Here is a 22,663-nt window from a genome sequence, read left to right as displayed (position 1 = left end):
GCCTCCTTGCGATGCGCTCTCATCCAGCACCAAACGTGCCAGTCGAGCTCCTCCGCAAAAGCCGCCCTCACGCTCGATGGCTTGTGCCGTTCTGTGTCGGAATGTTCGATGTGCTCGCTGCTCCCGCTGCAGGCGCTGGCCCGACGATCACGCGCCTGCCGCGGGCTAGGAGCGCCTCAGAGATTCATCCCGCCTGACGCCTCGATGCGCTGGCCGTTGATCCACTGGCCCTCGGGCGAGAGGAGCGCGGCGACCGCGCCGCCGATGTCGTCCGGGAGGCCGACCCGGCCGAGGGCGGTCTGGGCGGCGATCATCTTGTTCAGCTCGGCGTTGTCGCGCACGACGCCGCCCCCGAAGTCGGTCTCGATCGCGCCGGGCGCCAGCGTGTTCACCGCGATCTTCCGCGGCCCGAGCTCCTTTGCCAGGTAGCGGGTCAGCACCTCCACGCCGCCCTTCATCGCGGCGTAGGCGGAGTAGCCGGGGAAGCTGAACCGCGTGAGCCCCGACGAGACGTTGAGGATCCGCCCTCCGTCCGCGATGAGCGGAAGGAGCTTCTGTATGAGGAAGAACGTCCCCTTGAAGTGGACGTTCATGAGGGCGTCGAACTGCTCTTCGGTCGTCTCGGCGAAGCTCGCGTGGCCGCCCATGCCAGCGTTGTTCACCAGGTAATCGAAGCGATCGCGCCCGAAGCGACCGGCGAGCTCCGCCTTCACCGCGGCGGCGAACGCGTCGAACCCGCGGGTGCTCCCCAGATCGAGCGCGATGGCCGCCGCCTTGCTCCCCTTGGCCTCGATCTGCTTCACCACATCCGCCGCCTCGGCCGCGCCGCCGCGGTAGGTGATGATGACGTCCACGCCGCGATCCGCGAGGTGGAGCGCCATGCTCTTTCCGAGCCCGCGGCTTCCGCCGGTGATGAGGGCGACGGGGCTACGCTTGGATGTGCTCACGGTCGGGTCCTTTCGATGGCGACGCGGCTGCTCGCCGCTGTCTGCGGCGGTTGCTCGCCGTTGCCTGCGACTCTGAATAGCGATCCGATCCCGGTTGCGGAAGGCCCGAGGCTCCGACAGACTGTTTCGCCAGTCGAAACAATGACCGTCGACGTCGGAGCGCTGAAGATCTTCGTGAAGGTGGCGGAGCTTGGCAGCTTCACGCGCGCTGGCGAGCACCTCGGCATGCCCAAGGCGCGCGTGTCGCTGCGGCTGAAGGCCCTGGAGGCCGAGCTCGGCACCCGGCTCCTCCAGCGGTCGACGCGCGTCGTGCGCCTCACGCCGGACGGAGAGGAGCTCCTTCCGCGGGCGCGGCGCCTCGCGCTCGAGGCCGACGAGCTCGGCGCGATGTTCCAGGCCGCGCGGGGCCTGCGCGGGCGGGTGCGGATCGATCTGCCTGTGAACTTCGCGCGCGACGTCATCATCCCGCGCTTGCCCGAGCTGCTCGCGCGCCACCCCGAGCTCGAGGTGCTCCTCAGCACGACCGATCGGCGCGTCGAGCCGCTCCGCGAGGGCTTCGACTGCGTCCTGCGCATCGGCGCCCCGGGGGGCGACGGGCTCGTCGGCCGCAGGCTCGGCGTCCTGCGCATGATGAACTGCGCGAGCCCGTCCTATCTGCGCCAGTACGGCACGCCTCGCCGTATCGAGGATCTCGACCGGCACCTCCTCGTGCATTACTCGACGACGCTCGGCGCCGAAGCGCCGTCGTTCGAGTACCCCCACGACGGCGGCTACCGCGAGTGGCCGATGCGCAGCGCGGTGACGGTCAACAGCGCCGACGCCTATTTCGCCGCGTGCCTTGCGGGCCTCGGCATCATCCAGGCCCCGCGGGCGGGGAAGCTCGCCAGCATCACCGCGGGCGAGCTCGTCGAGGTCTTGCCCTCCCTCACCTGCGCGCCGATGCCCGTCTCGCTCCTCCACACGCACGGCAGGAGCGTACCGCGCCGCGTGCGCGCGGTGATGAGCTGGCTCACCGAGGTCCTCTCTCCTCACCTCGAGGCGCTCGACCGCTGATCCACGCGCTTCCCATGTGGTTTTCGGGGGATGGGGTACTCTGGCCGAAGGTAGGGGTTTTTGAGCCGCCAAGACGCCAAGAGAGATATAAAAATCTTGGCGTCTTATGGTGTCTTGGCGGTTCCATCATTCCGGCAGGGTGGGGTAAGTACTCCACCACGGAGGGCTCACGCCGCGCGCCCCGGCGCGATCCGCAGCAGATCGAACTCCGCCACGAAGCCCTCGCCCAGCGGGCTGCAAGCGTAAAGGCCGCACTCCACCTCGCGCGCGCCGTCGTCCTCGTGAAGGTGGGCCATGCGGATCTGCGTCCACGCCGCGCCGTCGTCCGAGCTGTCGACGAGGTAATCCGGCCCCTCCCGCCGGACGCGCAGCCAGATCTCGCGGCGATCCGAGGGAAACGGCTGGGTCGACCAGTCGCTGTAGCCCGCGTTCGTCACCACCGCGCCGAGCCGGCTCGGGCCGTCCGGCTCGAACTCGACCGACGTCTTCAGCCAGCACGACTCCGCGATCCGCACCATGAGCCCTGCCTGATCGTACTGGTGCGCCGGCCGGAACCGCACATGGCAGGTCATCACGAAGTCGCCGCCGGCGCGGGTGAAGAGGAAAGGCCCGTTGTCGTTGCGAAAGCCGTAGTGTGTCCGCTGCCAGTAGTCCGTCTTCGCGGCGGGCTCGACGACGAGCACGCTCCGCTGCGGCTCCACCGCCCAGCGCGCCGGCGGGTTGCGCCACGCGAGCCGCGGATCGATTCCAGGGTTGGTAAAGCCCTCTTCCAGAAGCTGTCCTGTCATGACGCAGACCTCCGAGCGCCGCACGGCGCGCGGTCCGCCCGCGCGCGGGCGAGGGTCGGGAGGCTACCACGGAGCGCGCCGCGGTCGGGTGGCCCCCTCTGCGGTCCAGCCGCGCCCCGCTGCGATCGGCGGCGCCGCTCACGCCGAGGGCTCGCGCGGGCCGAGCACCGCGTCGTAGAGCTGGTCGAGATCGAAGGGTTTGGCGAGGAACCGCGCGAGCCCGAGGCCTCGGGCCAGCTCCGAGACGTCCACCGCCGCGCTCACGAGCACCACGCGCACCGCCGGATCGACCCGCGCGCGGATCGCCTTCGCGCAATCGCGGGGAGAGAGCCCTGGCATGAAGTAGTCGCACAGCACCGCCCGCAGCCCGTCGCGCTCGCGCTCGAGGAGCGGGAGCGCCTCGACGCAGTCGGCGACCTGGAGGCACTGGAGCCCCCACCCGTTCAGGCTGATGGCGACGAGCTCCCGGAAATCGGGGTCATCGTCGATGACCAGCACGCGGTTTCGCACCATGTTCCCTCTGCCCGCTAGCGCCTCAGTTCCAGCGAAAAGACCATGAGGTCATCGGGCCTCCGCTCGATCCAGAACCTCGCGCCGTGGAGCCGGGCGATCCCCTGGACGAGGTGGAGGCCGATGCCCGTGTTGCGCGGCTCGTCGCGCTGCCGCTCGAAGCCGACGACGGCGAAGGGCTCCAGCAGCTTTTCGAGGTCCTCCGGGAGATCCTTCCCGCCCCGGACCTCGATCGTGATGAGCACGCGCGCGGCGGAGCCGGCGTCGATCGTGACGAGCACCGGATCGCGCTCCAGCGCGACGGACACGGCCTGGACGAGCAGGCTCCAGAGCGCCTGCTCGACGAGCTCTGGATCGCCCAGGATGTGCGCGTCTCCCCGGGGCACCAGGCGAATGCTGTGATCCCTGGCCACGAGCTCGAACTCTCCGATCACGCGGCGGGCGAGCTCCTCGACGTCGATCGCCTCGGGCTTGAAGGGGAGCTCGCCTCCGGAGATGCGCGCCGACCACAGGAGATCCTGGACCAGGCGGCCGAGGCGCGTCGCCTGGCGATCGATGATCGTGAGGGCGCGCTCGCGGATGGCCGTGTCGTTCCGGTGGGTGAGCGCGACCTGCGAGAACCCCTTCATGGTGGTGAGCGGCGTCTTCAGCTCGTGCGCGGCGACGGCGAGGAACCTGTCGCGATCCTTGTCGCGCTCGGCGATCGCCTTGAAGCTCGTGTTCAGCGTGTGGCCGAGCACGGCGAGCTCGTCGTCCCCGCAGTCCCCGAGCGGCTCGTAGACGCCGAGCTCGCGGAAGCGCTGGACGGCGGTCACCATCCGGTGGATGCGCGGCGCGATCGCGCGGCGCACCGCGAGGCCGAAGAGCGACGCCGCCGTGACGCCCCCGAGGCCGACGGCCATGAAGACGAGGAGGATGCGCCGCCGGATGCGGTCGAAAGCGTCGTAAGCGACCTCCATGTAGCGCAGGTTGATCTTGTGCAGCTTGACGAGGGCGTCGCCGAGGTGCTCCACGTCGGCGCGCCGCAAGTGGGGCGCGGCAGGCGTCGGACCCGCGAGCCCGGTCGTGCGCTCGAGGTGCATCACGACAGCGGCGACGGTATCCGCCGCCTCGCGCTCTTCCTCCAGGAGCACGAGCTCCCCGGCCCGAGCGAGCGCTGCGCGGAGGTGGATGGCGTCCGGTAGGGTCGAGGTCGCCGTCAACCAGTCGCGCTGGTACCGATCGATGAAGAAGCGGAGCCGCATCATGGGCTCCCGGACCTCCAGCGAGACGTCCGATGACGGGCGCGCGAGCAGGGCATAGAGAGCGTTCGATGACTCGATGCCGTTGCTGATGACGACGAACGGCTGGAAGACGTAGTGACGCAGGTAGGCTGTCTCGGTGGCCAGCCGCCTGAGCGCGACAATGGACATCGTGACGCCCAGGGCGGCCAGGAGCAGCTGACTCAACACGAGCAGGGAAAGACGCCTTCCTATGGACATCCTCACCGGAAGACCGTTGCTCCCGCCGCTCGGAGGCGAGCCCGCGTGCTGAGCGCGTTGAGACCACCGAGGCATTGGCCACCTCCTCGGTGTCGCCGTGGAAGCAAGGGAGGCACCACGACAACGCCGGACCGACCCTGGCGATCGCCCCCTCCCGCTCGTTCGCTATTGCGGCCGCCCCTGCGCGATCCAGCTCTCGACGAGCTGGATCTCCTCCGGCCCGACCGCGGGTAGCCCGAGCGGCATGCCGCGCACCGCCGGGGCCGCGCGGCCCGCCTCCTCCGCCTGCCGCGCCAGCAGCGCCGCGACGAGGCGCGGGGCGCCGTCCGGCCCACGCGAGAACACGCTCCGCCGCTCGCCCTGATCGTCGACGTAGCCCGCGGCGATCCCCTCGTACGTGGCGAGGTTCAGCCCGCGCGGCTTGAACCCGAAGCCGCCCGTGTTTCCGGGCCCGCCGTCGCCGAGCGCATAGTCCGGCTCGGAGTGGCAGTGCCTGCACGTGACGCGGAACACCCGGCGATCCACCTCGGCGTAGGTCACCCGCCGCGACAGCAGCGGCAGCCGCTCGGGCGCGCTCGCCGGCGCCCGCGGCGAGAGCTCCGCGGTCGTGACGAAGGCCGCGATGTCCCGCGCCTCGGCGGGCGACATCGGCACCTGGGGCATCGGCGTTCCCGGCTTGATCGCCGCGGGATCGAGCACCCACGCGACGAGATCGGCGGGCTCCATCCGGTCGCGCGTGTGCCTCAGATCCGGCGCCAGGGCGATCGCGGCGCGCGTCTCCTTCTCCATCCCCTTCACGGGCGCGACCGCCGTCAGCCCGGTCGTCCCGGAGAAGGCGTGGCACGTCCCGCACCCCTTGGCCTCGTAGAGCTCGCGCCCCCGGGCCGCGCTCGCGCCCTCCAGCGGCGCTGCGGGATGTTCGTGCCCCTCACGGCGATCGCGCGTGAGGTAGGCCGCGATATCGCTCGCCTGCTCGGGCCCGATCGCGAGCCGCGGCATCGTCGCGTGCAGGCGCGGGCGCACGTCGTGCGGCGACAGCAAGAACCCGCGGATCCAGTCGCGGCGCAGCCTGTCACCGGCGGCGGCGAGCGACGGCACGTCGCGCAGCTGCACGAGGTTCTCGTTCCACCGCTTCATCGCCGCGGCCGGCGCCTGGAACCGCCCCGCCGCGATGTCCTGGTGGCACTGGACGCAGTGGGCGTCGCGCGCCGCGGGCGCTTGCCCGGTCCCGTCATGGCAGCGGTTGCACTGGAACTCCGCGACGAGCCGCTCCCCGCGCGCCGGATCGCCGGCCAGCGCCGGGGCGGCGGCCGGAGCGGTCGCCCCGGCGCCGCCGTCGCTCGCGGATGGCGGCGCGGCCAGCGCGGGGCCCCGCGCGTCCTCGGAGGTGCACCCCGCGGCGCCCGAGGCGAGCGCCGCGAGCAGGGCGAGCAGCGGACGGGCGCGCATCGGCGTCAGCTCTGCGGTCCGGCCGCGCCGGTCGTCCGGCAGAGCGCCTTGTTCTGCGCCATCGTCTCGCACCGGGTGGCCGCGGCGTCGTGCCCCGCGTTGTCCCCCGAGAGCGCGCGCAGCCGCGCCAGCGCCGCGTATGCCTCGGGGCTCGTCAGGAGGTCCTTCTCGGCCAGATCGCCGAGCAGCTTGAGCGCCTCGCCGCGGTGCTCGGGCGCCCTGGCGAGCGCCTCGCCCAGGTCGGTCTGGAGCGCCGGATCGTTCTTCCGCTGCTCGTTCAGCCGGCGCAGCGCGCGGATCGACCAGTCGATGTTCCCCTTGCGCTCCTCGGCCGACGCTCCGCCCCACGTCTCGAGCAGCTCGCGCGGCAGCTGCGGGCCGACCTGGAGCGCCCCGTCCGCGCGCGCCGTGGCCACCGCGAGGACGCGGAAGGCCCTGTTGATCAGCGGGTCCTTGTCATAGGAGATCCGCCGGATCTCGGGGAACATCCGGATCACGCTCCCCGCCGCCGCGGTGAACCGGCCGTCGTGAAGCGCTTGCTCGGCCTGCGCGATCCCCATCACGCGGTGGTCGATCGCGGGCATGATCTCGACTCCACCGCAGGCCGACGCGTCCGCCGAAGGGACGAGGGCGGACGCGATGAGAGCACAAGAAAGCGTGAATCGAACGGCGGGACCATTCATGGAAGGACCTCCTCGGGAAGGCTGCGCCGGCGCGCCCCGTCGCTCGTCGGGCGCTGCCGATCGACTGTGACAACGCTCGAGGAAAAAATGTTGCTTCCCCGATCGCGAACTCGAGGGACGGCGCGCCGTGCTCCCGCGCAGTCGACCGTGCTCCCGCCCAGCAGATGAGAGCGCTCGTGTGAGCAAAGGTGCGCCGCTGCGATACGGTGGTTGCCTTGGTGCGCGGCCCGGTGTCCAATGCGGGCCTTCCAAGGAGATCCGGCATGTTGAAGAAGCGGCGCGTCGCGATCGCGGTCCTGCTGGCCCTCGCCAGCGCGCTCCCGGGGTGCAACAGCAGCAGCAAGAAGGCCGACTGCGCGAGCCCCGAGGTGTTCTGCGTGGGCCTCGTCACCGACATGGGCAAGATCGACGACAAGTCGTTCAACCAGTCGGCCTGGGAGGCGATCCAGCGGGCGCAGAAGGAGCTCGGCGCCACGACGCAGTACATCGAGACGACGGATCCGAAGGACTACCCCAAGAACATCGCGACGTTCGCCGAGGAGCGCTACGACGTGGTCGTCACGTCGGGATTCGGGCTCACCGAGGCGACGCGCGGCGCGGCGGATCAGTTCAAGGACGTCAAGTTCATCGGCATCGACCAGTTCCAGATGGCGACCAAGCCGAACGTCGTGGGCCTCGTCTTCCCCGAGGACCACGGCGGCTTCCTCGTCGGCGCGCTGGCCGCGATGATGACCAAGACGGGGAAGATCGGCGCCGTGCTCGCCACCGACGCCGTCCCGCCCGTCTTCCGCTTCGGGGAGGGCTTCCGCGCCGGGGCGCGCCACGTCAAGCCCGACATCGAGCTCAGCGTCGTCTATCACAACGACGTCGGCTTCGATAAGACGTTTACCGATCCCGAGTGGGGGAAGACGACCGCCGTCTCGATGATCGACAAGGGAGTCGATATCGTCTTCGGCGGCGGCGGCAAGACGGGCAACGGCGCGCTGCTCGGCGCGGCCACGAAGGGCGTTTACGCCATCGGCGTCGACACCGACCAGTACTTCACGGTGCCCGAGGCCCAGAAGGTCCTCCTCTCCAGCGCCGTCAAGCTCATCTCCGACGGCGCCTTCGAGCTCATCAAGTCGGCCAAGGAGGGGAAGCTGCCGTCGGGGAACTTCCAGGGCAAGTCGGGGTATGCGCCGTATCACGATCTCGACGCCAAGGTCCCGGCCGACGTGAAGGCGAAGATGGAGGAGCTCCGGAAAGGGCTCCTCGACGGGACGCTCAAGACGGCGGTGCCGCCGGCCAAGGGGCCGTGACCGCCCTGGGCTCCCGAGGATGCGAGAGAAGCTGATCCGGCGCTTCGAGCCGCTGCTCCTGCCGGCCCTCTCGGTGTTCACCGCGATGGTCCTTGGCGGCGTCCTCATCGCCGTGGCCGGGGGCAACCCGCTCGACGCCTACGCCGGCATGCTCGAGGGCGCGCTCGGGTCGCCGCGGGCGGTGAGCGAGACGCTCGTCTGGGCGACGCCGTACATCCTGGCTGGCCTGTCGGTCTCGCTGGCGCTCAAGGGCGGCCTCTTCAACATCGGCGCGGAGGGGCAGCTCGCGCTCGGGGCGCTCTCCGCGGCCTGGGCGGGCCACTGGCTGCCGCAGCTCGTGGGCGGCGGCCTGCCCGCGGCGCTGCACGTCCCCGTGACGCTGCTCCTCGGCGCGCTCGCGGGCGGGCTGTGGGCCGCGGTGCCCGGCTGGATCAAGGCGCGCGCCGGGGGACACGAGGTGATCAGCACGATCATGCTCAACTACGTCGCCCTCAACGCGGTCAGCTTCCTCTTGAACGGCCCGATGAAGGACCCCGAGGCGTCCAACGTGCTCTCCCGCACGCCGCTCATCGACGAGAGCGCGCGCATCCCCGCGCTCGTGGACGGCTTCCGGCTGCACTGGGGCTTCCCGCTCGCCCTGCTCGCGGCGGCGCTCGTCGGGTGGGCGCTCCGGCGGACGACGTTCGGCTTCGAGATCCGGACGGCCGGGCAGAGCCCGGACGCCGCGCGCTACGCCGGCGTGCGGGTGAGCCGCACCGTGATCGCGACCATGGCGCTCTCGGGCGCCTTCGCCGGGCTGGCCGGCGCCATCGAGGTGAGCGCGCTGCACCACCGGCACGAGCTCGGGTTCTCGCAGGGATACGGCTTCGACGCGATCGCCATCGCCCTGCTCGGCAAGGCGCACCCCGGCGGGACGGTGCTCGCGGCCCTGCTGTTCAGCGTGATGCGCAGCGGGGCGACCCGGATGCAGTACCTCACGCAGGTGCCGATCGACGTGATCTCCGTCATCCAGGCGCTGGTCCTGCTCTTCGTCGCGGCGGACGCCCTGGTCCGGCGCATCTACCGCGTCCGGGGCTCGAGCGAGCGGCTCGTGCTCACGCGCGGGTGGGGCGGTTAGCGCGCCGGCTCGAGCGAGCGGCCGGCGCGGGGAGCAGGGAAGGACGAAGATGGCTTATCGACGCTACGCATTCATCGCGGTGGTCGTGGGCGTGCTGGTCCTCGTCGTGACGCTCGTCGGCGCGTCGCAGGTGCCGCCGCTGACGATCGTGGCCAGCATGGCGGCCACGACGCTCGCCGTCGCCACCCCGCTCACCCTGGGCGCGCTCTCGGGCGTCTTCTGTGAGCGCTCCGGGGTCGTCAACCTGGGCATCGAAGGGATGATGCTCGCGGCGGCGTTCTCGGGCTGGTTCGGGTCGATCTACGCGAGCGCGATCCTGGGCTTTCCCCCGCTGCCGAGCCTGCTGCTCGGCGTCGTGATCGCGGTCGCCACCGGCGCCGCGCTGGGGCTGTTGCTCGCCGCGCTTGCGGTGACCTTCTCGGTGGACCAGATCCTCGCGGGGACGGTGATCAACTTGCTCGCCGTGGGGCTCACCGGCTTCTTCAACCGCCAGCTCTTCTTCGGGCCGGGAAGCGCGTTCGGCGGGCAGGTGCCCCACGCGCCGGGCGTCCTTCCGCGCCTCGGCGTCCCCCTGCTCGCGGACATCCCGGTCGTGGGCCCGGTGTTCGAGCAGCAGCCGATCGCCGTCGCCGCCGTCGCGCTGGTCGCGCTGACGCACCTCGTGCTCTTCCGCACGCGGTGGGGCCTGCGCGCGCGGGCCGTGGGCGAGCACCCCCGCGCGGCCGCGACGGTCGGGATCGACGTGGCCCGCGTGCGCTACGTGAACGTCGTGATCGGCGGCGCGATCGCGGGGCTCGGCGGGGCGTATTTCACGCTGGAGTCGGTGCCGTCGTTCGAGCCGATGATGACGAACGGGCGCGGCTTCATCTCCCTCGCGGCGATGATCTTCGGCGACTGGACGCCGTTCGGCTCGTGGGCCGCGGCGCTCGTCTTCGGCGCGGCGCAGGCGTTCCAGATCAACCTCCAGCTCTTCCGCGACCAGATCCCGCCGTCGTGGTCGTTCCTGCAGCAATCGTCGGTCGTCGGGCTGGTGCCGTATCTGCTGACGCTGCTGCTCCTGACCGGCGTCATCGGCAAGACAACGCCGCCGGCCGCCGACGGCCTGCCGTACGAGCGGGAGGGGCGGCGGTGACGGCGGTCCTCGAGGCCCGGGGGATCACCAAGCGGTTCTCCGGCGTCCTGGCGAACGACAGGGTCGATCTCGACCTCCGCGAGGGCGAGATCCACGCGCTGCTCGGGGAGAACGGCGCCGGCAAATCGACCTTGATGAACATCCTTTACGGGCTGCTGCGCCCGGACGAGGGGACGCTCCTCCGGAGCGGGCGCCCGGTCGCGCTGCGCTCGCCGAGCGACGCGATCGCGCTCGGGATCGGCATGGTGCACCAGCACTTCATGCTGATCCCTGTGTTCACTGTCGCCGAGAACGTCGTGCTCGGCGCGGAGCCCGTGCGCGGCGCCCTGCTCGACCGCCGGCGCGCGAGCGCCGAGGTCCGGGAGCTCTCGGCGCGCCACGGGCTGGACGTCGATCCCGACGCCCGGGTGGAGGACCTCCCGGTCGGCGTGCAGCAGCGGGTGGAGATCCTCAAGGCTCTTTACCGGAAGGCGGAGATCCTGATCCTCGACGAGCCCACGGCCGTGCTCACGCCCCAGGAGGCGGACGACCTGTTCCGCGTGCTGCGGGGGCTGACGGCGCGGGGGGTCTCGGTCCTGTTCATCACGCACAAGCTCAGGGAGGTGCTCGCGGTCGCGGACCGGGTGACGGTCATGCGCGCTGGTCGCGTGGTGGGCGCCGCGATCCCGGCGGAGACGGACGAGCGCGGCCTTGCGGCGACGATGGTGGGCCGCGACGTGGCGCTCCAGGTGAGCAAGGCCCCGGCGAGCCCGAAGGACGTCGTGCTCGAGGTGCAGCGCCTCGGCGTCGCGGGCCGCCGCGGGTCCGGCGCCGACGTGGTGCGCGAGGTGAGCTTCTCGGTGCGCGCGGGCGAGATCCTGGGGATCGCCGGCGTGCAGGGCAACGGCCAGACCGAGCTCTGCGAGGCCATCACCGGCCTCTCGCCGCCCCGCGCCGGGCGCGTGCTCCTCCGTGGCCGCGACGTCACCGGCGCGCCGCCCCGCGCCCTGATCGAGCGCGGCGTCTCGCACGTGCCCGAGGACCGCCAGCGCCACGGGCTCGTGCTCTCGTACGCGATCGCGGACAACCTCGTGCTGTGCACCTACCACGAGCCCCCGTTCGCCGTGCGCGGCGTGCTCCGCGACGACGCCCGCGAGGAGAACGCGAGGCGGTTGATAAAGACCTTTGACATCCGCGCGCCCGGCCCGGAGACGCCCGTCTCCGCGCTGTCGGGCGGCAATCAGCAGAAGGTGATCCTCGCCCGGGAGATGAGCCGCCCCGTGGAGCTGCTCGTGGCAAGCCAGCCGACCCGGGGCGTGGACGTCGGGTCGATCGAGCACATCCACCGCGAGATCGTGGCGGCGCGCGACGCGGGGGCGGCGGTGCTGCTCGTGTCGGCGGAGCTCGACGAGATCCTGGCGCTGTCGGACAGGATCGCGGTCATGTACCGGGGCGAGATCGTGGCGACGCGGGACGCGGGCGCGGTATCGCGGACGGAGCTCGGGATGCTGATGGCCGGGGTGGTCCCTGGCGAGGAGGCCCCGCCGCCCGCCGCGGGTGAGGTCGGCGCATGAGGGGGCGCGCGCTGCGCGCGCTGGCCGTGGCGGCGCCCCTCGCGGCGGCGGCCGCGGCCTCGTTCGCGCCGCCGTCCGCCGCCGCCCCGACGCTGGAGCGATACCGGTACTTCCGGGCGCTCTCCCTCGACCTGAAGGGGCGGCTCCCGACGCGCGAGGAGCTCGCCGAGCTCGAGTCGCCGGGCTTCGATCTGGACGCCTGGATAGAGCGTCACCTCGACGGCCCGGGGTATGCCGAGCGGCTCACGCGCATCTACATGGATGTCCTGCGGCTCGAGCTCGGCCCGACGGGGCTGTTCACGCCGCCCGCGACGACGCTCCGCCGGGTGGAGGTGCTCGGCCCGGAGGGCAAGCCGCTCTATGTCTATTACCGCGTCGGCCAGCGCCGCCTGAACCCGGTGATCGACGGGGAGTTCTGCTTCTCCGACGCCGAGAGCGGGCTCCGGGTCGCGGCCTACGCGCCTGTCACGGGGACGCCCGCCCGCATCTCCCAGCGGCTGCTCGACGAGCGGACAACGCTCGTGCGCCCCTACTGGCTTTACCGGGATTACCTCTCCGTCGTCCCGACGCAGCGTTATGGCGACGGGTGGAAGGACCCGGACAGCGCCTATGTCCCGCTGCCGCAGCTCCTTGTCGAGCCTGACGGCAAGACGCCGACGGTCGAGGTCAGGGTCTGCAAGGAAGAGGCGCAGACCGCCGAGGTCGGCCACATCTATGCGAGCGACATCCCTTCATCGCCGAAGGGCGCTCCGCCGCTGCCGGGTCGCGCGCGCCCGCCGGTGCGCGAGGATCGTTATGCGCAGGCGCACCGGGGCGAGCCCATCTCGTGTCGGAGCGCGCTCGCGCCGGCGATGAGCGTCGATTGCGGCTGCGGGATCGGCCTCGAGCACTGCCTTCCCGCCGACAGCGCGGGCAGGGATCCGCGCGGCTTCGTGCTGCCCGCCCATACCCCGCTCGGCATCGAGGATCCCATCGGCTCCGTGCCGCACACGATCACCGGCTGGAACAAGTTCTGGTGGTCGCAGGAGGCGATTCATACAATGAATCACGTCTTCGCGGCGGATCGCGATTTCCGGGAGATCCTCACCGGTCGTTATACGTTCATCAACGGCCCGCTCGCGCAGTTTTACCGGTCGAGCGCGCCCGCGGCGTGCTGCTCTCTGCACCCGTCGTTTGGGATGCGCGAGGACGAGGCGCCCCTGTTCTTGCCGGGCGCGGTGCCGCCGGTCGTCGCGCCGCACGACGTCTCGGTCTGGACGTTCATCCCCGATCGCGGGCCGCGCGCGGCGGGGATCCTCACGATGCCGGTGTTCCTCACCAAGTATTCCTCGCGGCGCGCGCGGGCGGCGGCGCTCTACAGCGCGTTCCTGTGCAAGAGCTTCACGGCCGAGCACGCGGAGCTCCCGCCGTCGGAGGAGCCCGACCTCATGATCCGGCCGGGCTGCGCGAGCTGTCATGCGACGCTGGAGCCGCTCGCGGCGTACTTCACGCGGGTCGAGGAGACGACGTGGACCTATCTGCCCGCCGAGAGGTTCCCGATCGAGAACCCGGTGTGCAAGCTGAACGCGGAGGGGAAGACGGGGCAATCGTGCCAGCGCTTCTACGACCCCGTGTTCTCGAGCCGGGAGCGCGGCGTGCTGCGGGGCGCCTATGCCTCGGCGGATCACGCCGAGCGCGGCCCGGCCGGCGCCGCGGCCGATCTCACGCGCATGCCGGAGTTCGCGTCGTGCGCGGTCGAGCGCGTCACCGAGTCGTTCCTGGGGCGGCCGCTGCGCGAGGAGGACGAGGCGCTGCTCGGCGCGCTGCGCGAGCGGTTCGTGTCGCGCGGCTACCGGATGCGGCCGCTGGTCGAGGCGATCGTCCGCTCGCCGGCGTATGCGCGCGCCAGCAACGTGCGGCCTGCGCTGGAGCGGGGCGGGGCGGCGAAGGGCGGAGCGGAGGAGCGGGGCGGCGCGGCGCGCGGCGAGGGAGCGCGGTGATGCAGGGCCGGGGGAGGGCGCCCGGCCGGATGGGGGCCTTCGTCCTCGCGATGGCCGCGCTGGCGGGCGCGTGCGCCCCGCCGGAGGCGATCTCGCCGCGACCGGCTGCGCCGCTCCGGGAGACGGGGCGCGTCGCGCAGAGCCGCGCTCCGAAGCAGGATCTGCGGCTCATCCCGGCCGAAGCATACCTGAGGACCTATCTCCGGCTCTTCGGCGGCCTCGCGCCCGCCGAGGTCGAGCGCCGCGCGCGGGGGGACGACAAGGCGGCGCTGTTCGACACATGGGGAGACTACCTCGCGGCGCTCGGGCTCCCGGATTACGGCCTGGATCTCCCGCGCGCCACGCAGACCAACGCGCTCATGCTGGCGGCGTTCGAGCGGCTCGGGATCGCGCTCTGCGACCGCGCCCTGGAGCATGACCTCAAGGCAAAGGAGCGCGTCCCGATCGAGCGGCGGCTGATCTTCGCGTTCGATCTGCCCGCGCAGGATCCGGACGAGGCGGCCTTCGCCCCGCGCTTCGACGTGCTGCACCGGACATTCCTGAGCTACCCGGCGCGCCTCGCGCCGCCGGACCGGGAGGCGAAGTTCTTCGCGCTCTACCAGGGCACGGTCGCGCGGCACCGCGCGAAGGGCGCGCCGAAGTCGCGATTTTCGCCGGAGGAGGCGGGGTGGGCGGCCGTCTGTTACGGGCTCGTGCGGCACCCGGAGTTCCACCTGTATTAGGGGGGCTGTCGGATGTGGCGGCCGGGCTACGGCGCTCCGGGCGACGACTTCCCGGGCGGCGATCGGCGATCTTGAACGCTGCTGCCCTGGTCGCGGCGTTGCGGCGGACCGCGCCACTCACCGTCCCGCGCCGCCGGTCTAGCGTGACTCCCCGGGCTCCCATGGCAGGATGGCGGCGCGATGGCACGCTTCTTCAACACCGCCGGCCCGTGCAGGCCCGACCTGCACTACATGGTCGACCCCCTCCGCCGTATCGAGCGGCTGCGGCGGCTGATCGACCGCCAGAGCTACTTCGTCGTGCACGGTCCGCGGCAGACGGGCAAGACCACGTCGCTCCTGTCCTTGGCCACCGCGTTGACGCAGGATGGGCGCTACGCGGCGGCGCTCCTGTCCCTCGAGGTTGGCCGCGCCTTCCCCGAGGATGTCGGCGCCGCGGAGGCCGCCATCCTTCAAGCATTTCGAGAGGATGCGTCCTTCCAGCTCCCGCCCGATCTGCGTCCGCCGCCCTGGCCTGACGGGGCGCCGGGCCACCGCCTAGCCGGCGCGCTGGCCGCGTGGACGCAGGCTTGTCCTCGCCCGCTCGTGCTTTTTCTCGACGAGATCGACGCGCTCACTGGCCCCACGCTGCTCTCGGCGCTGAGCCAGCTGCGCGGGGGGCACCGCCGCAGGCCGCAGGGCTTTCCCTGGGCGATCGCCCTGATCGGGATGCGCGATGTCCGGGACTACCGGGTTACGGTGGGCGACGAGGGCCAGCTAGGCGGCGCCTCGCCGTTCAACGTGAAGGAGGAGTCCGTCCTCCTGCGCGATTTCACGCGCGAGGAGGTGGCGGGGCTCTACGCCCAGCACACGGCCGACACGGGGCAGGTCTTCGCGCCCGAGGCGGTCGACCTCGCGTTCCAGCTCACCTGCGGGCAGCCGTGGCTGGTCAACGCGCTGGCCAGGCAGATGGTGGACGAGCTCGTGCCCGACCGCAGCGTGACGCTCCTGCCCGCGCACGTGCGCGCCGCGCGCGACGCGATCGTCGTCCGGCAGGACACGCACCTCGACAGCCTCGCCGAGCGCCTGCAGGAGGACCGGGTGCGCGCGGTGATCGAGCCCATCCTCGCCGGTTCGGCGCTGGGCGCGGTCCCCGAGGACGACCAGCGCTACGCGATGGATCTCGGGCTCGTCCGCCAGGCGGCGAACGGCGCGCTGGAGATCGCCAACCCGATCTACGCGGAGATCCTCCCGCGTGCGCTGTCCGCGACCGCGCGGCGCTCGATGCCGTCGATCACGCCTACCTGGCTCCGGCGGGACGGGCGCCTCGATCCCGAGCGCTTGCTCGAGGCGTTCGTCTCGTTCTGGCGGCAGCACGCGGAGGCCTTGCTCGCCAGCACGCCCTACGCGGAGATCGCGCCGCACCTCGTGCTCATGGCCTTCCTGCACCGGGTGGTGAACGGCCACGGGCGCGTGGAGTGGGAGGTCGCGATCGGCAGCGGCCGGATGGACCTGTTGGTCGAGCACGGACAGGACCGGCTGGCGATGGAGCTCAAGGTGTGGCGCCCCGGAGAGCCGGATCCATTACGGGAAGGGCTCGCGCAGCTCGATGGATACCTGGACGGCCTGGGGCTCCACCGCGGCTGGCTCCTCATCTTCGATCGGCGCCCCGGGATCCCGCGGCTGCGCGATCGCACCGCGACCGAGGCGGCGCGGACGCCGGGCGGCCGAGAGGTCACGGTGATCCGGGCTTGAGCCCTGGCCAGATCGACGCTCCGCTCGGTGGTCGGGGAGAGGCGACGCTCATCGGCCAACCCCCTCCCGCCGCGCGCACCGCCACCTGCTTGCCGCTGAACGCCACCGCGAGCGCGTGCACCGGAGACGCGCCGGCGGCGCGGAGCTCGGCCGTGTAGTCCCTGCGGTCGATCTGCGACAGCCCATCTTCCAGCGCTTGCTCCAGCGTAGCGTCTGGCCGCCTCGCGCCACCTTCATCTCCGGCACGACGCCGGGTTTGCCCGGCTGTCGGGGCCGCACCAGCACATCGGGCCTCCCTTCGCCGGACTCGCGGTTGGACCGCACCTCGTAGTCGGGCTCCAGCGTGGCGAGCAGGCCTGCGACGAACCCGCGATAGACCTCCTCCGGGCCGAGGCGGCGCGCCTCATGGTACGAGAGGACATGATACGCCGGCACGTAGGTCGTCCCCGCGTCGACCGCCTCGTCGAGTCGGCGTCACGACCAGATCCCCGATGAGCTCGTTCGTGCGGCGCCGGTACTCGCGATGGCGGTCGCGTTCGACGGCAAGGTCGTGCGGGCGCGCGCGGCCTCGGAGGGTATCCTGAGGAGCACGCCCGATGCCTCGCCACGCCTCCTGCCCCCGCCGCCTCGCCGTCCCGCGCCGCGCGCTGCTCGAGGCCGCTGCGGGCGCGGCGCTCGCCGGCGTCCTCGGCCTGCCGGCGCGCGTGCTCGCCGCGCAGGGCAAGGCCGCGGAGGACGAGTTCTTCCTCTTCATCCACGCGTCCGGCGGCTGGGACGTGACGCTTTGGGCCGATCCTCGGAACGAGGCCAGGGGCCTCGTGAGCCCTGCGACGACCGACAACACCGACACCGCGGGGCTCCGCCTCTGGGTCGACGCGCCCGCGGCCGGCGGCGCGAAGAGCTTCGCGCCGATCACGCCCAAGGGATCGAGCCTCGTGTTCGGGCCGGGCATCGGCGCCCTCGCGGACATGCACGACCGGCTGTGCATCCTCAACGGCCTGGCGATGAACACAGTGAGCCACCCCGACGGCACGGCCTTCTCGACGACGGGACGGCACCTCAGCGGCGGCCGCACGGTGGCCTCCAGCGTCGACGCGATCTGCGGGAGCGAGCTCGGCGCGAGCCAGACCTTCCCCGTCGTCTCGGTCCAGTTCCCGTCCGCGTTCGTCGGCGAGCGCCTCGATCGGCGCGCCGTCCCGCTCATGGTCGGGGAGATCGGCACCCTCAGCCGCTCGCTGTTCCGCGCGCGCCACTACGACACCGACGAGGACCGCGCCGCGGTGACAGCGCTCCTCTCCGAGGAAGCCAGCTCCCTCGCCGCGCGATCCAGCCACACCGACGCCCTGCACAGCTTCGCCATCCAGGCGGAAGGCCTCGGCAAGATGCTGAGCGCAGGCCTCCAGGAGGTGTTCTCCAGGGGCAAGCTCATCCAGGCGCACCCGGAGTTCAACCACGCGGCCCGCTTCGCCCGGCAAGCGGCCGTCAACGCCGCGTTCGCGATCGAGGCCATGCGGCGGAACGTGGTCCGCTGCGTGAGCTTCTCGAGCAGCGGGTTCGACACGCACACGAGCAACTACCGCCAGCACGCGGCCACCCAGCAGGAGCTCTTCGATCTGATAGCCGCGCTCCTCGGCTCGCTCGACAAGACCCCGCACCCGACCCGGGCGGGCAAGAAGCTCTCGGATCACACCCACATCCTCGTGACGAGCGACTTCTGCCGCACGCCCCAGCTCAACACGGCGATGGGGCGCGACCACTACCCCAACAACTCGGCCATGGTGATCTCCCCGCGCTTCCGCGGGAGCTTCGCGTTCGGCAAGACAGACCCGGAGCAACTCCTGCCGGTCCCGGCGAAGACGTTCCAGGGCGGGCCGCGGCCGATCGCCCCGCCGGATCTGCTCGCCACCTTCCTGTTCGCCTTCGGCATCTCCCCGCGCGAGCACCTGCGCGACGGCGAGGTGGTGCCGGAGCTGCTCCGGTCGCCGTGACGCTCCTCGGCCGAGCGGCGTCCGCCGCCGCGCTGGCGCTGTCGTCCTCGGCGCTGGCGCTGTCGTCCTCTGCGCTGGCGCTGTCGTCCTCTGCGCTGGCGCTGTCGTCCTCTGCGCTGGCGCTGTCGTCCTCTGCGCTGGCGCTCTCGCTCGCCGGATGCGCGGCGCAGGCCGCGGCGCCCCTCCCGCCGCTCGTCGTGCGCGAGGTCGCGTGGCCGTCCCCGGGGAAGCTCGGCCCGGTGCGCGCGGTCGCCGACGACGGGCGCCGCGTCGTGGTGTTCCACGACGGCGCCGCGGCCGTCTTCGTGAACGGCGCCCTCGCGAGGGTGGAGCGCGCGCCCCACCGCTGGGTGAGCGCTGCGGCCCTGCCCGCGCCCGACGGCTACGGCACGTGGATCGTCGGCGTCGACGCCGAGGGCCGGCTGCTCCGGCTCCCGGGCCAGGGGACCTTCGAGGCCGTCTCCGACCGCTACGGCCTCGAGCGCGCCGCGGTACGGTCCGCGATCGGCCTCGGCGAGGGCGGCGCCACCTTCGCGCTGGACCGCGAGATCGCGGTGGCGGACGGCGAGACCGTCACGCGTTACGCGACGGGCCCGCTCGCGACGTTCGCGGCGGGGGCCGGGCGCGTGGCCTTCGCGGCCGGGGGCGACGGGCTCGGCGCCCTCGACGTCGCCACGAGGGCGCTGCGATCGTACCCGCTCCCGGCGGACGGCGCCGCGCCGCTCCTCGCCCTGACCGGCGCGGGCGCGCTGCTCGCGGCGACGCCCGAGGCGCTCTACGCGGAGGACGGCGCCGGCGTCCTGCGCCTCCGGTTCCGGGCGCGCGCCGCGCTCCACGGGCTCGCCGTCTCCGGCGACCGCGCGTGGTTCGCCGACGGCGACGAGCTCGGCGTGCTCGACAAGGCCGGCGCGCGCGAGACCCGCGGCGCGCGCCTCCCGCAGGGCGGCAGGCTCGTCGGCTCGCCGAGCGGCGACGTGTGGCTGCTCGCGTCGGGCGCCCTCCGGCGCTTCGCCGCAGAGGACGACGGCGGGCCCGCCTGGGGGGAGATCGCGCCCGTGTTCGCCCGCGCGTGCGCGCGCTGCCACCGCCCGCGCGGCGAGGGCGGCGTCGACCTCTCCACGCCTGCGGCGTGGGCTTCGCTCCGCGAGGCCATCGCGCGCCGGGTCGTCGACGAGCGGAATATGCCGCCCCCGGGAAACACGCTGTCCGAGGCCGACCGCGCGCGGATCCGCGCCTTCGTCGGGCGCGCAGGGCCGCCCGCGCGGCCGTGATGCGGGCTCGCCGCCGGGGCCGCGATGCGCGCTCGCCCGCGCGGCCGTGAGGCGCGCTCGCCGCCGCCGCGCGCCCGTCTTGCGCTACCCTGGGGCACCATCGCGAAGAGGAGAGCTGCCTGATGATGTCGTTCAGCCCGGATCCGCGCGTCGCAGAGCAGCAGATGCACGCCATCATCTACTACCTCACGGGGTTCGGGTACATCGACGGCGAGCTCGATCCGACCGAGAAGTCCTTCATCCGCGGCTACATCCACGACCTCGTGCGGCAGCGCGCGCGCGACGCCCTCGGCGGCGAGGGGCAGGAGAACCCGGACGTCGTCGGCCGGTGGACCAGCCACTTCCACGAGGTCTTCTCCGAGATCGACCACCAGATCCAGAGCCATTTCACCGAGAGCGTCGCCGAGGGAGAGGACCCGAAGGACTTCGTCCTCTCCAAGATCAAGCTCCGCTGCTTCGAGCTCCTCGACGGCTTCGACGACGACAACCGGAAGGCGCTGCTCGCGACCGTCGACGAGCTCATGCTCGCCGACGGCGTCGTCCACCCGAACGAGCAGCGGTTCCGCGACGAGCTGTCGTCGCTCCTGTCGGCGTCCCCGATCGAGATCGACGACGTGGACATCGAGACGATCGAGCAGGGCGCGGTCGTGATCGATCCGGCCACGCGCAAGCAGGCGCGCGAGGTCGATCACCCGTTCTTCAAGGCGTTCGAGTGGGACTACGCGAGCGATCCGGCCACGTTCGCGGAGCAGGCCAAGGTCGACATGGACCTGATGCGCAGGTTCGAGGCGAAGCTCGAGGAGCAGCGCGCGCGCGGCGCGGGCCGGCTCGACGGCGCGGCGGATTTCGCGGGCTTCGCCGGGCAGGCGCCCTTCCTCGACGGCCACGTCTACGTCGCCTCGCCCGACCCCGCCGAGGACGTCGAGCTCCTGGTCATCGGCGATCTGCACGGCTGCTACTCGTGCCTCAAGGGGGCGCTGATGCAGGCCGACTTCTTCGCCAAGGTGCAGGCCCACCGGGACGACCCCGCGCACAACCCGCGGATGATGCTGGTGTTCCTGGGCGACTACATCGATCGCGGCAGGTTCAGCTACAACGGCATCCTGCGCACGGTGATGCAGCTCTTCCTCGCCGCGCCCGACAGCGTCTTCGTGCTGCGCGGCAATCACGAGTACTACGTCGAGCTGAACGGCCGCGTCCTCGCGCCGGTGCGGCCCTCCGAGGCGATGAGCTCGCTCGCGGCCATCGCCCCGAACGAGGTGTTCGCCGCCTACATGCGCCTCTTCGAGGCGCTCCCCAACATACTGGTCTTCGACCGGATCCTCTTCGTCCACGCGGGGATCCCCCGCGACGAGACCATCGCCGCCCGGTGGACGTCGGTGTCCTCGCTCAACGACCCGGAGATCCGGTTCCAGATGCTCTGGAGCGACCCCAGCGAGGTCGACGCGATCCCCGCGGAGCTCCAGAGGTCCACGGCGCGCTTCCCCTTCGGCAAGCGGCAGTTCAAGAGCTTCATGCAGAAGCTCGGCTGTACCACGCTGATCCGCGGCCACGAGCGCGTCCCGGAGGGCTTCCGCGTCGTCCACGACGACCCCGACGGGGTGCTGCTGACCCTGTTCTCCGCGGGCGGGAAGACCAACGACGACCTGCCAGAGACCAGCAATTACCGCGAGGTCACGCCGATGGCCCTCACCATCCGGTACAAGGGCGGGGTCAGCCAGCTGACGCCGTTCGCGATCGAGTACGAGCGGTACAACGATCCCAAGTACAACGCGTTCTTCCGCGAGCAGCTGCCGCCGCTCGAGATCACCGCCGATCTGGACGACCCCGGGCCCTGATCGGCTGCGAGGTGGGATAACGTCTCCCACGCTTCGCGCGAAGCGGTGGGCGTCGCCCCCTCGACGACGCCGTCATGATGTGCCGCGCCGCTTGGCACACCGCGCCCTGCAGCCCCCTCGATTCCGCGGGCGTTCCGCGGATCCATCGACCGGACGTCGTGGGCACACCGGTTGCCACATGCTGTGACATGCTCCGCGGCTTACCCCTGGGTCCTGGCTTGCTTACCTCCCTACTGCTTGTCGCGGGCTGCTCCGGGACGGTGAACCACACAGGTACGGGCGGCGGGGATCCGGGTGGCGCCGGCTCGGTCGCGGGGACCGGCGGCTCCGGCTCGGTCGCGGGCACGGGCGGCTCCGGCTCGGGCACAGGGACCGGCTCGGGCACGGGGACCGGAGGCGCGGGGATTGCCGGAGCGGGAGGCGCCGGCGGGGGATTGCCCACCCGATGCACGCTGCCGCAGGATATCGGGCCCTGCGATGGCGCGATCCCGCGTTACTGGCATGATCCGCGAACAGGCGTATGCGTCCCTTTCAGTTATGGCGGCTGCGAGGGCAACGAGAATCGCTTCGAGTCGCTCGAGCAGTGCCAGGAGGCCTGTCAGGGCGGCGTTCCTGACATGGATGCATGCGAGTCGCTGGGCGATTGCATCCTCGCATCGCCGGGCTGCTGCGCCGCCTGCGATCCTGTCGATGCCCGCGCGTTCGTCGCGCTCAACCGGGCGAGCGTGCACGACTATCAGATGGCCACCGGGTGCGAGGGGGTGGCGTGCGCGCCGTGCCCGGATGTCGACGAATCCGAGCGCAGCTCTCAGTACTTCGCCGCCACGTGCGAGGCCGGGCGCTGCGTCGTCGTCGACGTGCGCGAGTCGCCGCTGACAGAATGCGCGATCGCGTCGGACTGCGTCCTGCGCGACGGCCTCGACTGCTGCGAGGGGTGCGACGGGAGAGGCATCGTCGCCCTCAACAGGAGCGCGGATCTCCAAGGCATGGTCTGTCCCGGCAACCTCGGCGCCGCGTGCAATCCGTGCCTGCCCGTGTACCCGCCCGGGATGACGGCGGTCTGCTCGTCCGGCAGGTGTCAGCCGCAGATGCCCGCCACACCTTGAGCGAGTAGCGCGCCCGG

The 22,663-nt window shown here is 71.9% G+C and carries 19 protein-coding genes; 12 read left to right on the top strand and 7 right to left on the bottom strand.

Annotated elements, in window-relative coordinates:
- Positions 1 to 176 precede the first annotated feature (176 nt).
- Positions 177 to 947: an SDR family NAD(P)-dependent oxidoreductase gene (locus tag WMF19_RS43785; RefSeq protein WP_437325575.1), complete on the bottom strand. Its 771-nt coding sequence runs from the start codon at positions 945 to 947 to the stop codon at positions 177 to 179.
- 141 nt (positions 948 to 1,088) lie between these two features.
- On the opposite strand from WMF19_RS43785, the gene WMF19_RS43780 reads away from it, so the two are divergent.
- The gene (locus WMF19_RS43780; RefSeq protein ID WP_437895796.1) at positions 1,089 to 2,000 is read left to right on the top strand and encodes a LysR family transcriptional regulator; all 912 of its coding nucleotides are present in this window, start codon (positions 1,089 to 1,091) and stop codon (positions 1,998 to 2,000) included.
- Between the two features lie 167 nt (positions 2,001 to 2,167).
- On the opposite strand, the gene WMF19_RS43775 is transcribed toward WMF19_RS43780, so the two are convergent.
- The 5 genes from WMF19_RS43775 to WMF19_RS43755 form a co-directional block, all read right to left on the bottom strand.
- On the bottom strand, positions 2,168 to 2,788 hold the full coding sequence (locus tag WMF19_RS43775) for a DUF1349 domain-containing protein (RefSeq protein ID WP_437325573.1): 621 nt from the start codon (positions 2,786 to 2,788) through the stop codon (positions 2,168 to 2,170).
- Between the two features lie 138 nt (positions 2,789 to 2,926).
- Complete coding sequence (locus tag WMF19_RS43770; RefSeq protein WP_437325572.1) at positions 2,927 to 3,301, bottom strand: response regulator; 375 nt, start codon at positions 3,299 to 3,301, stop codon at positions 2,927 to 2,929.
- Positions 3,302 to 3,315: 14 nt separating this feature from the next.
- Positions 3,316 to 4,749, bottom strand: a complete 1,434-nt coding sequence (locus tag WMF19_RS43765) for a sensor histidine kinase (protein ID WP_437895795.1) — start codon at positions 4,747 to 4,749, stop codon at positions 3,316 to 3,318.
- Between the two features lie 195 nt (positions 4,750 to 4,944).
- Positions 4,945 to 6,228 (bottom strand): c-type cytochrome, encoded by a 1,284-nt coding sequence (locus WMF19_RS43760; protein WP_437895794.1) that lies wholly within the window; start codon positions 6,226 to 6,228, stop codon positions 4,945 to 4,947.
- Between the two features lie 5 nt (positions 6,229 to 6,233).
- Positions 6,234 to 6,812: a hypothetical protein gene (locus tag WMF19_RS43755; RefSeq protein ID WP_437895793.1), complete on the bottom strand. Its 579-nt coding sequence runs from the start codon at positions 6,810 to 6,812 to the stop codon at positions 6,234 to 6,236.
- A gap of 362 nt (positions 6,813 to 7,174) precedes the next feature.
- On the opposite strand from WMF19_RS43755, the gene WMF19_RS43750 reads away from it, so the two are divergent.
- The 7 genes from WMF19_RS43750 (at position 7,175) to WMF19_RS43720 (ending at position 16,443) form a co-directional block, all read left to right on the top strand.
- Positions 7,175 to 8,209: a BMP family lipoprotein gene (locus WMF19_RS43750; RefSeq protein ID WP_272102290.1), complete on the top strand. Its 1,035-nt coding sequence runs from the start codon at positions 7,175 to 7,177 to the stop codon at positions 8,207 to 8,209.
- A 19-nt stretch (positions 8,210 to 8,228) separates the two neighbouring features.
- Entirely contained in the window at positions 8,229 to 9,326 is a 1,098-nt protein-coding gene (locus WMF19_RS43745; RefSeq protein WP_437895792.1) for an ABC transporter permease, read from the top strand.
- Positions 9,327 to 9,375: 49 nt separating this feature from the next.
- Positions 9,376 to 10,458: an ABC transporter permease gene (locus WMF19_RS43740; RefSeq protein WP_437895791.1), complete on the top strand. Its 1,083-nt coding sequence runs from the start codon at positions 9,376 to 9,378 to the stop codon at positions 10,456 to 10,458.
- Positions 10,455 to 12,011 carry an ABC transporter ATP-binding protein gene (locus WMF19_RS43735; protein WP_437895790.1) on the top strand — a complete coding sequence of 519 codons (1,557 nt, stop codon included), beginning with the start codon at positions 10,455 to 10,457 and terminating at the stop codon, positions 12,009 to 12,011. The genes WMF19_RS43740 and WMF19_RS43735 overlap by 4 nt, the downstream gene beginning before the upstream one ends.
- Positions 12,008 to 13,990, top strand: a complete 1,983-nt coding sequence (locus WMF19_RS43730) for a DUF1585 domain-containing protein (RefSeq protein ID WP_437895789.1) — start codon at positions 12,008 to 12,010, stop codon at positions 13,988 to 13,990. Before WMF19_RS43735 ends, WMF19_RS43730 begins: the two co-directional genes overlap by 4 nt.
- On the top strand, positions 13,990 to 14,712 hold the full coding sequence (locus WMF19_RS43725) for a hypothetical protein (RefSeq protein WP_437895788.1): 723 nt from the start codon (positions 13,990 to 13,992) through the stop codon (positions 14,710 to 14,712). Before WMF19_RS43730 ends, WMF19_RS43725 begins: the two co-directional genes overlap by 1 nt.
- Before the next feature lie 180 nt (positions 14,713 to 14,892).
- The gene (locus WMF19_RS43720; RefSeq protein ID WP_437895787.1) at positions 14,893 to 16,443 is read left to right on the top strand and encodes an AAA family ATPase; all 1,551 of its coding nucleotides are present in this window, start codon (positions 14,893 to 14,895) and stop codon (positions 16,441 to 16,443) included.
- A gap of 48 nt (positions 16,444 to 16,491) precedes the next feature.
- Here the strand turns inward: WMF19_RS43720 and WMF19_RS43715 are convergent, their stop codons facing one another.
- Entirely contained in the window at positions 16,492 to 16,878 is a 387-nt protein-coding gene (locus WMF19_RS43715) for a PD-(D/E)XK nuclease domain-containing protein (protein WP_437895786.1), read from the bottom strand.
- Positions 16,879 to 17,039: 161 nt separating this feature from the next.
- Between WMF19_RS43715 and WMF19_RS43710 the strand changes: the two genes are divergently transcribed.
- The 4 genes from WMF19_RS43710 (at position 17,040) to WMF19_RS43695 (ending at position 22,646) form a co-directional block, all read left to right on the top strand.
- Complete coding sequence (locus WMF19_RS43710; RefSeq protein ID WP_437895785.1) at positions 17,040 to 18,431, top strand: DUF1501 domain-containing protein; 1,392 nt, start codon at positions 17,040 to 17,042, stop codon at positions 18,429 to 18,431.
- Positions 18,428 to 19,702: a c-type cytochrome gene (locus WMF19_RS43705; protein WP_437895784.1), complete on the top strand. Its 1,275-nt coding sequence runs from the start codon at positions 18,428 to 18,430 to the stop codon at positions 19,700 to 19,702. The genes WMF19_RS43710 and WMF19_RS43705 overlap by 4 nt, the downstream gene beginning before the upstream one ends.
- A 122-nt stretch (positions 19,703 to 19,824) precedes the next feature.
- Positions 19,825 to 21,540, top strand: a complete 1,716-nt coding sequence (locus WMF19_RS43700; protein WP_437895783.1) for a metallophosphoesterase family protein — start codon at positions 19,825 to 19,827, stop codon at positions 21,538 to 21,540.
- 218 nt (positions 21,541 to 21,758) lie between these two features.
- Positions 21,759 to 22,646, top strand: a complete 888-nt coding sequence (locus WMF19_RS43695; protein ID WP_437895782.1) for a BPTI/Kunitz domain-containing protein — start codon at positions 21,759 to 21,761, stop codon at positions 22,644 to 22,646.
- The last annotated feature ends 17 nt before the right edge of the window (positions 22,647 to 22,663 follow it).

Origin of the sequence: Sorangium sp. So ce124 (assembly GCF_051525235.1) — a bacterium.
GTDB classification, from domain to species: domain Bacteria; phylum Myxococcota_A; class Polyangia; order Polyangiales; family Polyangiaceae; genus Sorangium; species Sorangium atrum.
This window is presented reverse-complemented; position numbering and strand designations above follow the sequence as displayed.